Raw genomic sequence first — 13,999 nt, forward strand, 5'->3', positions numbered from 1 at the left:
TGCCGGTATTGTTGATGGTGAAGGTTTTTGTTACCGCAGTGCCAACGGTTGTAGAACCAAAGTCAATCGCTGTGGTAGTACCATCAAGGATATTAGTTGTACCACTTTTGACTTCGATTTCTGGTGCTAGGGTAGCAACATTACCATTAAACTCGTAAGATCCACTATCAACAATGGCGCTGCCATTGCCATCGCCATCAATAGGACGAGTCACGCCACGTTGATCTGTATTGGGTGCGCCTGCGCCAGTTCCAAAGTCAATTGCTGGACTTCCTGGCAGTAGGGGTAGGACTAGCTTGCCATTAATTGGTTGCAACGTGCCGAGTTTAGGATCGGCGATGGTGATGCTTGCCGTCGCATTGTTATCGCCTGCGGGACGTGATTGAATATTACCCCCCAAATCAGTTAATTCCCGACTAGTTTCTTGCTTAATTTGGAAAGGATTCGCTGCTGTGTTGTCGGCGAAAATGGTATTTTTGACGGTGACTGGTTTGTCGGTAGAAACCAACACAGCGCCAGCAACCCATCCAGCATAATTGTTTGCGATCGTTGTGTTGACAATGTCTGCGGGGGAGTAAAGCGCGATCGCTCCACCGTTGCCAGTAGTGGTATCAGGAGGAACGCTCGATTCTGCCCGGTTACCAAAGAAGGTGCTGTTGGTAATCGTAGCAGGCCGATTAAAAATCCACGCACCACCCCCCTGAGACATCGCTGTATTGTTGGCGAAGGTGGTGTTGCGAATCGTCAGTCCCCCGTTTTGCGAATCGCTGAGTTGATAGAGTGCGCCTCCATTTCCACCTTCTCCGCCAGGGAGTGCGAAAGCTTTGTTGTTGGTGTAGGTGGTGTCTTCAACGATTACCTGGTCTGCGGGGGCGGTGAACAAATAGGTGGCTCCCCCTCCAGCCTTAGACCTGTTTTTGTCAAATACACTACCAGTAATGCGTATTGTACCGCCAATACCACGGCTTTCTTCGCCAGTAGAGCTGGCGCGGTCAGTATAAATTGCTCCACCGTAGCCCCTTAAGAAAGGATCGATGGGGTCGTTGTTGTCGAAAAATGCTGATTCGGTGTCGTTGTTGATGAAGCGCGAGTTTTCGACAGTTAACTTACCGTTGAGGCTGTTAATTGCACCGCCGACAATGCCGCGATTGTTGGTAAAATCGCTGTTGCGGACGGTAAAATTGCCGGGACTGAGGAAAGCGATCGCACCTGCACCGCGTTCGTCGTTTCCAGCGATCGCTTTATTGGCGTTGAATTTACTATTGTTAACCGATAGGTTGCTGTTCCACGCCATGTAGATGGCACCGCCACCTAGATCGGCAACGTTGTTATTGAATTCAACGTTTTCGACGGTTAGGGTTGCTTCGTCCGCCCCGGCGATCGCTCCGCCGCGTCCCTTCGTGCTATCATTCATCGGAGCAGCCCCAGCATTGGGATTAACGTAGCCATTGACCAATTTAAGATTCTTGATCGTTGCATTCGTGCTGGTAGCCACATTCGCATCAATCAAGAAGATGCGAGAGGCATTATTTCCACTAATGGTCAAATTGGCAGCGTTAGCACCATCAATTGTGATGTTTTTGCCAGGGTTAATCCGAATTTCACCTTGTGTCAAGGTAATTGTTTGACCCGCTAAGCTGCTGTCAAACACAATCGTATCGCCACTATTTGCCGCTGCGATCGCATTCCTTAACGAACCGGGATTATTATCATCTGCCGCACTCGTTACCGTGCGGATTGCTAAAACCCCTTCGTAACTTGCCATGACTTCAGGTTTCAACACAGCAGTTGCTTTAATTTCACCCATTTTGACTTCTAACTCCCAGTTACCGCCTTTAGCGCTATTGCCTGTCAAATCAACCGAAGCAGCTACATTCGCCCCAGTTAATTCGCTCAATTGCTGCACAAAATCTACCCCGTCACCAGCGGCGACATTGCACCCGTAAATCAGTAAATCTGCATCATCCCCCAGACAAGATTGCCACTGCTGCAAACAGTTTTTGTATTGTTCTAAAGTCTGGGAATTCAGGATACTAGAACCCAGTTGCACCTCTCCCGGATTTCCATGAGAAAAGATGTGAACCGCATCAATTGCGCCAGAAAAAGCCGCAAATTTTTGCAATTCTGTGGTAACTGCAACGATGCCATTTTGTTCTGGATCGAGAATCCTTACTTCTACCTGGTCTAAAACTCCCGACGCTAGGTATTGGTAACCTTCCAGGTTGGCGTCGATAAAAACGAGAGTTTTAGCGGAAAAATTGGTTGCATTGTCAGAAAAAGACATGTAAGATTCTCCAGGTGAATATTGACTGGTAGATTCACCCCAGGAGTGGGGTTAAAACATGAGTTTGCTTCAGGGGAAGCAGACCCAAACCCCTTTTTTGGTAAACATACAATCCTTGACATTCTTGGGTAAGGTACTTTCCCAAGTTGCTTGTGCAATGTCAAAAATCAAGTCTGTTGTTTCATAGTTGCTGCACTTGCTACGGTTGCAAGTGGGTTTTTGCCACTATCTGGCGGGTTTTACCCACCCAACTCACCGGATTTGTGGAAACAGACGAATTGCTAGAACGACTCATTGACATGTAACAAATCCAGTTTGGAGTGTAAGTGCCGTTTGGTGGGAACTTGATCGCGCAGGCAAAACGCTTAGGCTAAATTGCTTACCTGCGCTGTTAACGAGAAGGATAGTACCGGACATGATGTTATGACCTGTAACCCGGTTAACTACACAACTTTAATTACTATAGCTCAAACTTTGCCAAAGTAGCACTAAGTATAAGTAAAGCCAAACTCAATGCCAGTCGCACTTGACTTCGCTAAGAAAGGACTCCAAAGCGCTTGTCCTCTGGGTGATGAGTCGGATTTGAGCGTTTTTTTTTCCCATCGCTGCATTTGCGATCCAAATGTTTTAAAAAATATATCCTCCTTCAGATAGATGATTATTTTTAAGCTATTAAACTTTTAAGTTTTATGAACTCACAGCACCAGGGTGAGAAACCGGGTTTCTGGCAACCTTGGGCAAAAAAACTTTGGTGATAGGAAAAATCCTGGGTTTAGACTCGCGAGATGGACCCAGTGGGTTTTTGGCCCCGCGTGGGTAAGTCCTGCCGGTTTCTCCAGCCTGATTGAGAAAGGTGCAAGATGTGAGATGAAGACAGTTTTGCACCTTTGGGCAGGGAGAGGGAGAGGAGGCGGTGTAAACTTATGGATATGGCGATATACATCGAAGGAATAAAATATTAAAATAAGCGATTAAAGCAATTTTTATCAGTTTGGCTTGCATCATTTAATTGGCAATTTGAGAATCGTTAAAAAAACTGAATAAATATCAAGAGGCTGCTGAATCATCACTAGAAAGCGCTTATAATTATTTAAACATCAAGCGCGGGATAATTAATAGATAACGAAAAATTAAAAAAAGCAAAGATAACTGAAAGAAATGCTTAACCAAAGTTGATAAAAATATAATAACTAAAGTGGCTAGTTACATCGCTTGGCAAAGAAACCAGGTTGGTCTGAAAAATCGTGGGTTTGACGCTAAAGAAACCAGGTGGCTCGGAAAAATAGTGGGTTGGAAAGCGAGAAATATACTCAGAAACTGGGTGGATGACGCCAAAGAAACTTTGGTAAGCTGAAAAATAGTGGGTTTGACAGGGAGAAATAGACGCAGAAACCGGGTTGATGACTCAAGAGTAGACTGAGCCATGAATCCAATTAGCAATTAGCAATTAGCAATTACCAAAGTCACAAATTATAACTAGGAACTTGCGTTAATATATAAATATAAATCGGTCAATTGCAAGAGAAGTGGGCGGGCGTGTATAGCATGAGAATTCTAGTAGTAGAAGATGACAAAATGGTTTGTGAAGCACTCACCAACGTACTCGGAGACCAAAACTATGCCGTAGAAGTGGCGAAGGATGGTGAAGCGGGATGGGAGCTAGTAGAAGCGTTTCCGTATGACTTAATATTGTTGGATGTAATGTTACCCAAGCTGGATGGGATTAGCCTTTGTCAGCGGCTGAGATCGCAAGGTTATAACATGCCAGTCTTGCTGTTGACGGGGAAAGACAGCAGTCATGATAAGGCGACGGGGTTAAATGCAGGCGCGGATGATTACCTTGTTAAACCTTTCGATCCGGAAGAGTTAGTGGCGCGGGTACGGGCATTACTGCGTCGGGGCAATTCGATCTCCCTGCCCATCCTAGAATGGGGTAGTCTCAAACTCGATCCGACAACCCACGAGGCGACTTACGATGTCCATCCGCTGCATTTAACGCCGAAAGAATACGCAATGCTCGAACTTTTTTTGCGGAACAGTCGCCGGGTATTTAGTTGCGGTGGAATCTTAGAACATATTTGGTCTTATGAGGAAACACCGGGAGAAGAAGCGGTTAGAACTCACATCAAAGGTTTGCGACAAAAATTAAAAGCCGCAGGCGCTCCTACGGATTTAATTGAAACAGTTTACGGGATTGGTTATCGCCTTAAACCACTTGATGCCCTGGGCGTGCCAAATTCCCCTTTGGAGACGAACGAGCAACCAACAAAAGCACAAACGACTGCTGCGATCGCCGGAGTATGGAACCGATTTAAAGACCGGATCGGCAAGCAGGTGGAAGTTTTAGCACAAACAGCCGCCGCACTATCAGAAGGAAAAATAACACCAGAACTGCACGCACAAGCAGAGCGAGAAGCCCACACTTTAGCAGGTTCTTTAGGCACTTTTGGCTTTAGGGAAGGTTCTCAGGTAGCGCGGAAAATAGAACGCCTGCTGCAAGCAACAAATTTGGGGCGCAAAGATGCCGTGCGGCTGGGTAAATTGGTAAAATCCTTACGCACAGAAATCAATCGACCGCTGCAAGAAACCGCAAAAGAACCAGCAATAGAAAAAGACGAACGCCCCTTATTATTGATTGTGGCGCCGGACAGCAAAGCTGCCAAGCCATTAATTACCGAGGCGGCTAATTGGGAAATTCGAGCCGAAATTGCGACAAATTTACCAACGGCTAGAGAGAAAATAGAGCGGGAACATCCCAATGCGGTGTTGCTGGAACTCGATCTAGAGCAAGTCAACTCTGGCAGTTTAAGCTTGTTAGCAGAGTTAAGCCAGCGAACCCCACCTGTCCCGGTGTTAGTTTTAACCGAGCAAAATGGTTTAGAAAGGCGAGCTGGTTCTACACTACAAGAGCGCCTGGAAGTCGCTCGCTTGGGGGGACGTGCCTTTTTGCAAAAGCCAGTCTCTCCCTCACAGGTGATAGAAGCAGTTACCCAGGTACTGCAACGCGCCGATGCGGGTGCGGCACGGATCGTAGTCGTAGATGACGATGCTCAAATTTTAGCTACCTTGCGGAACTTGCTCGAACCTTGGGGGATGAAAGTACGAACCTTGGAAGATCCGCGCCGATTTTGGGAAACTTTAGAAGCAACTTTGCCAGATCTGCTAATTTTGGACATCAAAATGCCCCACATCAACGGCATCGAGTTGTGTCAGGTGGTGCGTAACGATGCGCGGTGGAGTGGATTGCCAATCTTATTTTTGACCGCCTACACTGATGCGAATACGGTCAATCAAGTATTTGCAGCTGGAGCCGATGATTTTGTCAGCAAACCGATTGTAGGGCCAGAACTGGTGACGCGGATCGTTAACCGTCTAGAGCGAATTAAACTGTTGCGAAGTTTGGCGGAAACCGATCCGCTGACTAGAGTATGCAATCGCTATAAATCAACAACCGACTTGAATCGCTTCTTGAGCTTAGCCAAGCGCTACAATCAACCTTTATCTCTGGCTATTGTAGATTTAGACCGCTTTAAGCAAGTCAACGATCGCTACGGACACGATGTGGGAGATTCAGTATTGCGCCAAATCGGACAAATGCTGCTGCGATCGTTTCGCGCTGAAGATGTAGTCGCTCGCTGGGGTGGCGAAGAATTTATTGTGGGAATGTACGGCATGACCAAAAGCGATGGGGTCCAAAGGCTGAGAGAACTGCTAGAAATTGTCCGACAGCAAAAGTTTGTTGCTCCTGGCGGGATTGAGTTTCAGGTAACGATGAGTGGGGGTATAGCTGAGTATCCAAAAGATGGCACCGATTTGCAATCTTTGTATCGGTCTGCGGATGCAGCACTTTATCAAGCCAAGTTAGCCGGACGCGATCGCATCATGGGAAATGAGTAATTTTAGATTTTAGATTTTATATTTTAGATTTTGTAGCAATCTGAAATCACCAATTACCCATTCCCAATTAGCAATTAGCAATTAGCAATTTTATGAATCCTCCTATCCCTGAAAATGAAGCCGCGCGACTAGCGGCACTTTATCAGTATCAAATTCTAGATACCGACCCCGAACCTGCCTTTGACGATCTCGCCAATTTAGCTGCTTATATTTGCTCGACGCCAATGGCATCGATCAGCTTAGTTGATGCGGATCGCCAATGGTTCAAAGCCAAAGTAGGTTTGGAAATAACAGAAACGCCGCGCCAAATTGCTTTCTGCGCCCATACTATCCTCGAACCAGAAGTGTTGATCGTTTCCGATGCCAAACTCGACTCCCGGTTTGCCAATAACCCCCTCGTCACTTCTGACCCTGGGATGCGATTTTATGCCGGGATTACCTTGACAACATCAAATGGATATGCTATAGGAGCGATCTGCGTGATGGATCGGCAACCGCGCCAAATGACAACGCAACAGGTGGAGGCATTAAAAGCATTAGGACGCCAAGCGATCGCCCAGTTAGACCTGCGACAGCAAAACGCGCTGCTGGCTAAAAGTGCCGCAGAGCGCCAACAGACACAAGCAGCACTGCGAAAAGCGAAAGATGAATTGGAGTTAAGGGTAGCAGAACGCACCGCCGAATTAGTCAGCGTCAACGAACAGCTGTCTGTAGAACTACTCGAACGCAAGCATGTAGAGGAAGCGCTGCGGGTATCCCAAGCACGCTTTGCCGGCATTTTAGAAATTGCCGACGATGCGATTATTTCGGTGGATGCCAATCAACGGATTATTTTATTTAACCAAGGGGCGGAAAAGATTTTTGGCTATAGCGCGGCGGAAGTCCTCAACGAACCCCTGGGAAAGCTGTTACCCCAGCAGTTTGAGGAAATACATTGCCAGCACGTGGATAAATTTAGCAAATCTGCCGGGAAAGCGCGGAAAATGGGAGAACGCCGCGAAATTTATGGTCGCCGCTCCGATGGGAGCGAATTTCCCGCCGAAGCGTCGATTTCCAAGCTGGAAGTGGGAGGGGAAACGATTTTTACGACGATATTGCGGGATATAAGCGATCGCAAACGAAACCAAGCCGCCCTGGAACGACTCAGCCATCAAAACGAACTGATATTGAATTCGGTCGGTGAAGGACTCTGCGGCTTGGATTTACAAGGAAAAATCACCTTTGTCAACCCAGCAGCCGCAAAATTGCTGGGCTACAAAATAGAAGAACTGATCGGTGAATCGATCGATACCATCTTGCAGCAAGACTTATCAAACCCGTCAGAATCAATCCCCCTGAAAAACGACGGGGAGACGGGGAGACGGGGAGACGGGGAGAGTGACCCTGACCCAGATCGAAGCACCTGGTATGATCCTGGCGAATTTATTCGTGGAGAAGAAGAAGAGGAAGACACGGGGACGCAGGGACAAGGGAGAGGGGGGAGTTCTTTAACAACACTCGACCCTCTCGCTTGTCTCCCCTTCGACCCGTCCTCTTCAAAGCTGGAATCCCCTGGCTCCTACCATGGGGTGTCCCCGCGTCACCCTGTCCCCGCGTCACCGCATCCTATTCAAGAATCCCTCAGAGACGGAACCGTTCATCAAGTGAGGAAGGCGATATTTTGGCGTCGAGATGGTTCCAACTTCCCGGTGGAGTACGTATCAACGCCAATTCTGCGTTCCCCAACCGCAGTGGCATTTTCCGGCAGAAAATCGCCAACTCAAACTGAAATTCTGGGTGCAGTTATTGCCTTTAGGGATATCACCGAACGCCAAATAGTGGAAAGAATGAAAGATGAATTTATTTCGGTAGTTAGCCACGAACTCCGCACCCCTTTAACTTCAATTCACGGTTCATTAGGGATGCTAGCCAGCGGTTTGCTCAGTACGCAACCGGAAAAAAGCCAGCGTCTGCTAGAAATTGCCGTAGACAGCACCGAGCGTTTGGTAAGGTTAATCAACGACATCCTCGACGTTGAGCGCATCGAGTCGGGAAAAGTCACGATGGCGAAACTTTCTTGCAACGCTGCCGATTTGATGGCGCAAGCAGCAGATACAATGCAGGCGATGGCGGATAAAGCTGGAGTTACCCTGTCAGTTTCCACCGTATCGGCGCAATTGTGGGCAGATCCAGATCGAATTATCCAAACTTTAACCAACTTACTCAGCAATGGGATTAAATTCTCGTCCCGTGGAGATACAGTATGGCTGAGTGCGGAAATAACAGCAGCAGAAGAGCAGAGGTGCAGAGGGGAATTGAACTCCACATTCTCACCTGCTCACCCCCTCACCCGCTCCCCTGCCAACATGAAACAAATATTATTCAAAGTCAAAGACCAAGGCCGGGGGATTCCCGCTGATAAACTGGAAACCATCTTTGAACGCTTTCAACAGGTGGATGTTTCCGACTCGCGCAATAGCGAAGGTACTGGCTTGGGTCTGGCGATTTGTCGTAGTATTGTCCAACAGCACGGCGGTAGAATCTGGGTCGAGAGTACCCTGGGTGAAGGTAGTACTTTCTACTTCACCCTACCGCTTAAACAATCGGTAACCAATCACCCATGACCAATTACCAATTACCAATGACCAATGACTAACAAGCGAATTCTGGTAATCGATAACGAGGAATATATTCGGGAAGTCGCCCAGATTTGCTTAGAAACGGTGGCTTCTTGGACGGTGCTAACGGCGGGTTCGGGTAGCGAAGGCTTAATATTAGCCGAGACTTCGCAACCCGATGCCATCCTGCTAGACGTAATGATGCCCGATATGGACGGAATTACCACCTTTGAAAAGTTAAAGGCGAATCCAGTCACACAGAACATTCCGGTGATTTTGCTCACGGCTAAAGTACAAGCTTCTGACCGTCGCCGGTATGCTGAAATGGGGTTAAAGGCGGCGATCGCTAAACCCTTCAATCCGCTACAGTTAGCTTCCCAGGTCGCCGAAGCTCTAGGCTGGGACCTCTGACCCTAACATGGCGAATCTCAAGGGAAAACTACGGTAAACCTTCATTTTCACGGCGGGGATCGCATATCTGCCCTGGGGCTTAGGTAAAAATATCTAACTTTGAACAGGTATAAAATTGTTGTAGCATTCTCCTTTGTAGGCACTACACGTAAGTTCCTGCCGCGAAAGTGCCGGTTAAAATTTTTTTAATTCCTCACAATTTCCTCAACTTTTTTTCCTAACCTCAAAGTAGAGCTGACCCAGTTATCGACTTAACTGTAGTCACACCAGGCTCCAGTTGATTGTAGAGGTTCGGGATGAGTACTGAAAAAGAAGCTCGCTCTGCAATGAACCAGCAGCGCCAGCAAGAAAAACACCTTCAACAGTCTATGCTCAGCCGCGCCGAGGCCGAGGTAGAAATACCTACCTCAGATGGCATCGAGGCAGAAGCTAGGGAGTTAATGGCACAGCAACGTCAGCAGGAAGAGTCCTTGCAGCAGTCGATGCTCAGCCGTGCAGAAAGCGAGGTCGGCTTACCTTAGGATGCTCTGTAGCAAACCGCAGCATCTTTAACGGCAGCGTGGCGCGCCAAGACGCCGGTGTCAAAAGTCAAAAGTCAAAAGTTCTTTGCCATTTAACGATCGCGAATAATAACTAGGTGATAAATAAAAGGAGAACAAAGCTATGTCTATTTTGAATAAAATCGGCTCGGCAATTCAATCGGTTTTAACAGGGATCAAAAACATGATTAAATTCGTTTCGGGAGCGATCGCGCGGATTTTTGGCCCAACTGACGATGAATATCCGCCTACAGGAGTTCAGCCTTTTGAAGGAGAATTACCTGAGAAAAAGAACAAACAAGCTTGGTAAGCTGCCCAAAAGGCTAATAGCTAATAGCTAATCGCTCCTAGAACCTGCTGGCAATTAGCAATTAGCCATTAGCAATTAGCAATTCAAGGAAACCTCCATGAAAATTATCAGGAAGATCAACGACGAATTGGCGATCGCAGGACAGATTAACCCTGAACAGTTACAACAGATTGCTCAGGAGGGATTTAAGTCGGTACTCAACCTGCGCGCGCCTGACGAAGAAGGCTTCCTGAGCAGCGAACAGGAACAAGCTGAAGCTTTGGGACTTTACTACGCGAACATTCCGATTAAAGTTGAGGCAATTAACGATGAAATAGCCACGCGGGTATTCCGCGTCATTAACGAATCCTTACCCAAACCAATTCTCATACATTGCAGCAGTGCCAAGCGAGCTGCTGCTTTGGTACTGATGTATATCGCAATGCGCCAAGGAGCGACTTTTAAGCAAGCTTTTAACCAAGCCGAACAACTTGGCTTATTTGCCATACTTACCTACTCCTGAATCATCCGATCAGTAGATGCCGGTCATCAGTCTTAGGTCATAGGCTAGTAGGAACTGGGTAGGGGAAAATTATTCCAGCCGGAATACTCACAGATAGTTTCTCATTACAATTCCCAATTACCTCTAGGTTTAAACAAAAGCGAGGTGATAAATATGACCAAAACAATTGTCAATTTAACAAGGGAAGCGCTGGTTCAAGCGATTGAAAGTGTTTTGGAGACTTATCCCCATCATCCTTATCAAAAAGCTTTTTCCCTCGATGACTTGCGTCAAGAGTTAATTGCTTACGTCCTGAGTCGCATCCCTAATTTCTACGTAGTTGAAGAGTATGCCGACCAATCGGTACACTCGACGGGTTTTTATCACTCTCCAGAAGAAAGGTGGCATCTGGAAGCTGCGATCCACCAGGGTATTGAATACGTACTCTGTAAAAATACAGAACAGGTTTGTCACCACATTCCGGAAGAAGTTGACCCCGGTTTCTGTGCGTCCAATTGGTTTGGCTAAATCAGAGAGAGGAGTAAGGGAGATGAGGGAGACAAAGGAGACAAGGGAGATCGAGAACAATTGGGCCCCACCTTTGCCATGCCCGATGCCCTATACTTCTGTCTACGGCCCGGTAATATCTTGGCGGTATGGGCGATCGCTCGGTATCGACCCCATCGGCGTCGTGTCTACCTGTTCGTTTAACTGCGTCTACTGTCAGCTGGGGGAAATTCAGCACCACACCACCGCTCGTCAAACTTTTATTCCCACAGAAAAAATAATACGGGATTTACAAGCGGTTAATCTAGCGGATGTGGATGTCATCACCCTCAGCGGCAGTGGGGAACCCACCCAAGCGTTGAATTTAGGAGAAATTTTAACTGCCGCCAAGCAAATTGGGGGACGACCGATGGTAGTCTTGACCAACAGTACGTTTCTCGGCGAGCCAGAGGTACGCAGCGCCTTAAAATTGGCAGATATCGTCGCGGCGAAACTCGATGCAGTGTCGCCGGATCAACTGCGGCGGGTTAACCGTCCCGCAGGCGGAATAGAGTGGGTTGAAATTATAGCAGGAATAAAGCAATTTCGTCAAGAGTATGCAGGTAATTTGGCGATCCAGACGATGATTTTATCGCGTTGGTCTGATGAGGCGCAAGGAGAGTATATCCGCCTGATGCAGGAGTTGAAGCCGGATGAAATTCAACTCAACACGCCGACGCGGGGGCGATCGCTCACCCGCCAACTGGAAACGCGAGGCAATGACCCCCAAATCCCTCGCGATTCAATGCAGGTTCTCAAACCAGTCAGTCTTGATTTCCTGCAAGCATTTGCGGCAAAAATCCACAGCAGTACGGGTATTGCGGTGCGGCATAGGGATTTTAGATTTTAGATTTAAATCTGCAAGTCTGTTATCTACAATCTACAATCCCTACTTTCTCCCCGTGAGTAAATAAGTTGTCATGTCTCCTTTACCTTTGATGGAAATACAACCCCGCTCCACAAATTGATACCGATCTTGTAATAGCTCATAGGTAGCGGGACTGACCTGAATTGCACCGGGGACGCCGTTTGTTTCCATGCGACTGGCAATATTAACTGTATCGCCCCACAAGTCGTAGCTAAACTTTTTAATGCCAATCACGCCAGCAACAACGGGTCCCGTATTCATGCCAATTCTGACATTGAAACTTTTACCCGTTCTTTGATTAAATTCCTCAATTCCTGCCAGCATATCCAGGGACATTTCAGCGGCAAGGCAAGCATGATCGGGGTGGGGAAAAGGCAATCCTGCTACTGCCATATAGGCATCGCCAATGGTTTTAATTTTCTCCAAACCGTGGCGTTGTGCCAAGCGGTCAAACTCGGAAAACACCACGTTGAGAATATGCACCAATTCCCCTGGTGATGTGGAAGCTGAAAATTCAGTAAACCCAACCAAGTCCGCAAACAAAACCGTTACGTCTTCAAAATGGTCGGCGATGGCGCTGGGGTCTTGTTTTAACCGCTGCGCGACGGGTTCTGGGATGATATTCAGCAATAATTGCTCGGTTTTTTGCTGCTGTTCGCGCAAAGCTTCTTGAGCGAATTTACGCGCCGTGATATCGGAAACCGTGCCTTCATAGTACAGCAACTTTCCCGTAGAGTCGCGAACGGCACGGGCATTTTCGCTGACCCAAATTTTGCTGCCATCTTTACGACGTACCAGGGATTCAAAATCGTGTACGGCATTATTTTGTTCGATGGCAGCGATGAATTCCTGGCGTCTCTGGGGGTCAATATAAACTTGTTTAGCGATATCGCCAACGCTCGATACGAGTTCTTCGGGGGAGTCGTAACCGTATATTCTAGCTAAAGCCGCATTGGCACTCAAGAAACGTCCAGCAGGGGTGCTTTGAAAAATTCCCTCGACTGCGTTATCTACGATGCTGTGATATCTTTCTTCCGAAAGACGCAATGCTTCTTCAGCTTGCTTGCGCTGGATCAGGGAACCTAACTGAGTGGCAACGGCATTAACGAGTTGTACCAAATGAGGCTGTTCTGGGATACTTTCTTTTTTGAAGAAAACCAAAACTGCTAACACTTGATCGTTGGCGAGAATGGGAATGGCAAAACCAGCTTTTAATCCCACTTTAGCGGCGAGTTGGGCACGCAGAAAAGATTGGCTTTGTTCGAAGGAAACATCTTCTATCCATTCGGGTTCCTTGTTTGCCCAAACTCGTCCCGGTAGTCCGATATGGGGAGCAAAGGTAAATTTCAAGCTTTTCTGTTTGAATTCTTCTAAATTTATGTCGCCGATATACCAACCCTGAGCGTATTCTAAAACGGTGGCATCATCGGCGGGAACCCAAGCTTCGCCAAAATCCCAACCGATAGTTTCACAGACTAAACTAATCGTGACTTTGAGAGCTGAGTGAAAATCTGCGGCGCGACTAATCGCTTGGGTGGCGGCGAGTAAGAGGCGAATTTCTACTTCGGCTTTTTCGCGATCGCGTATTTCTTGTTCTAGCTGTTTATTTTTTATTTTCAGTTCCTCGTTCAGCCTTGTTTGCGCCAGTTGATTTTCTATTCTGGCTAAAACTTCTGGCACTTGGAATGGTTTTGTGATATAATCTACTCCCCCTACTTCAAAAGCTTTAACTTTATCTAATGCTTCGTCCAGGGCGCTAATAAAAATGATGGGGATTTTGCTGGTTTCCGGTAGAGATTTTAACTTTTGACACACCTCATAGCCGTTCATTTCCGGCATATTGATATCGAGCAAGATTAGGTCTGGTGGTGACATCTGCGCTCCTTTTAAGGCAATTTTTCCGTTAATTGCCTTTCTGACTTGATACCCTTGCTGAGCTAGCATGGCGGATAACAGCCGTAAGTTATTCGGCGTGTCGTCAACAATCAGAATATCGCCTTTTAATCCTGGTTCTTGCTCTTGACTCATCAAAATTTCTTCCATTTTTTTTATCCTTTTACTGTAGT

Annotated in this window: 11 protein-coding genes; 8 read left to right on the forward strand and 3 right to left on the reverse strand. The window is 47.2% G+C overall.

From position 1 onward, the window contains the following. The coding region (locus MiSe_RS30325; protein ID WP_226587327.1) for a DUF4347 domain-containing protein at positions 1–2,284 on the reverse strand (2,284 nt) is incomplete at its 3' end. 488 nt (positions 2,285–2,772) lie between these two features. Further along, on the reverse strand, positions 2,773–2,895 hold the full coding sequence (locus MiSe_RS51300) for a hypothetical protein (protein WP_264196731.1): 123 nt from the start codon (positions 2,893–2,895) through the stop codon (positions 2,773–2,775). 934 nt (positions 2,896–3,829) lie between these two features. Between MiSe_RS51300 and MiSe_RS30330 the strand changes: the two genes are divergently transcribed. The 8 genes from MiSe_RS30330 (at position 3,830) to MiSe_RS30365 (ending at position 11,915) form a co-directional block, all read left to right on the forward strand. Further along, positions 3,830–6,181 carry a response regulator gene (locus MiSe_RS30330; protein WP_226587328.1) on the forward strand — a complete coding sequence of 784 codons (2,352 nt, stop codon included), beginning with the start codon at positions 3,830–3,832 and terminating at the stop codon, positions 6,179–6,181. 92 nt (positions 6,182–6,273) lie between these two features. Further along, positions 6,274–8,784 carry a PAS domain S-box protein gene (locus MiSe_RS30335; protein ID WP_226587329.1) on the forward strand — a complete coding sequence of 837 codons (2,511 nt, stop codon included), beginning with the start codon at positions 6,274–6,276 and terminating at the stop codon, positions 8,782–8,784. A 24-nt stretch (positions 8,785–8,808) separates the two neighbouring features. Beyond that, positions 8,809–9,189, forward strand: coding sequence for a response regulator (locus MiSe_RS30340; protein WP_226587330.1), 381 nt, complete (start codon positions 8,809–8,811; stop codon positions 9,187–9,189). Between the two features lie 296 nt (positions 9,190–9,485). After that, entirely contained in the window at positions 9,486–9,710 is a 225-nt protein-coding gene (locus MiSe_RS30345) for a hypothetical protein (RefSeq protein WP_226587331.1), read from the forward strand. A gap of 142 nt (positions 9,711–9,852) precedes the next feature. Continuing rightward, entirely contained in the window at positions 9,853–10,038 is a 186-nt protein-coding gene (locus MiSe_RS30350) for an isochorismate synthase (protein ID WP_307731566.1), read from the forward strand. 97 nt (positions 10,039–10,135) lie between these two features. Then, entirely contained in the window at positions 10,136–10,540 is a 405-nt protein-coding gene (locus MiSe_RS30355) for a protein tyrosine phosphatase family protein (RefSeq protein ID WP_226587332.1), read from the forward strand. Between the two features lie 153 nt (positions 10,541–10,693). Then, positions 10,694–11,047 (forward strand): hypothetical protein, encoded by a 354-nt coding sequence (locus MiSe_RS30360; RefSeq protein ID WP_226587333.1) that lies wholly within the window; start codon positions 10,694–10,696, stop codon positions 11,045–11,047. An 85-nt stretch (positions 11,048–11,132) separates the two neighbouring features. Continuing rightward, positions 11,133–11,915 carry a radical SAM protein gene (locus tag MiSe_RS30365; protein WP_226587334.1) on the forward strand — a complete coding sequence of 261 codons (783 nt, stop codon included), beginning with the start codon at positions 11,133–11,135 and terminating at the stop codon, positions 11,913–11,915. 39 nt (positions 11,916–11,954) lie between these two features. On the opposite strand, the gene MiSe_RS30370 is transcribed toward MiSe_RS30365, so the two are convergent. Further along, positions 11,955–13,976: an adenylate/guanylate cyclase domain-containing protein gene (locus MiSe_RS30370; protein ID WP_226587335.1), complete on the reverse strand. Its 2,022-nt coding sequence runs from the start codon at positions 13,974–13,976 to the stop codon at positions 11,955–11,957. Between the last annotated feature and the right edge of the window lie 23 nt (positions 13,977–13,999).

Source organism: Microseira wollei NIES-4236 (assembly GCF_020521235.1).
Classification (GTDB): Bacteria; Cyanobacteriota; Cyanobacteriia; order Cyanobacteriales; family Aerosakkonemataceae; genus Microseira; species Microseira wollei.

Bases quoted from the DNA above. Each gene is read 5' to 3' on its own strand.
- MiSe_RS30365 (WP_226587334.1), top strand. From the start codon at position 11,133: ATGCCCTATACTTCTGTCTACGGCCCGGTAATATCTTGGCGGTATGGG.
- MiSe_RS30335 (WP_226587329.1), top strand. From the start codon at position 6,274: ATGAATCCTCCTATCCCTGAAAATGAAGCCGCGCGACTAGCGGCACTT.
- MiSe_RS30370 (WP_226587335.1), bottom strand. From the start codon at position 13,976: ATGGAAGAAATTTTGATGAGTCAAGAGCAAGAACCAGGATTAAAAGGC.
- MiSe_RS30345 (WP_226587331.1), top strand. From the start codon at position 9,486: ATGAGTACTGAAAAAGAAGCTCGCTCTGCAATGAACCAGCAGCGCCAG.
- MiSe_RS30355 (WP_226587332.1), top strand. From the start codon at position 10,136: ATGAAAATTATCAGGAAGATCAACGACGAATTGGCGATCGCAGGACAG.
- MiSe_RS30360 (WP_226587333.1), top strand. From the start codon at position 10,694: ATGACCAAAACAATTGTCAATTTAACAAGGGAAGCGCTGGTTCAAGCG.
- MiSe_RS30330 (WP_226587328.1), top strand. From the start codon at position 3,830: ATGAGAATTCTAGTAGTAGAAGATGACAAAATGGTTTGTGAAGCACTC.
- MiSe_RS51300 (WP_264196731.1), bottom strand. From the start codon at position 2,895: ATGCAGCGATGGGAAAAAAAAACGCTCAAATCCGACTCATCACCCAGA.
- MiSe_RS30350 (WP_307731566.1), top strand. From the start codon at position 9,853: ATGTCTATTTTGAATAAAATCGGCTCGGCAATTCAATCGGTTTTAACA.
- MiSe_RS30340 (WP_226587330.1), top strand. From the start codon at position 8,809: ATGACTAACAAGCGAATTCTGGTAATCGATAACGAGGAATATATTCGG.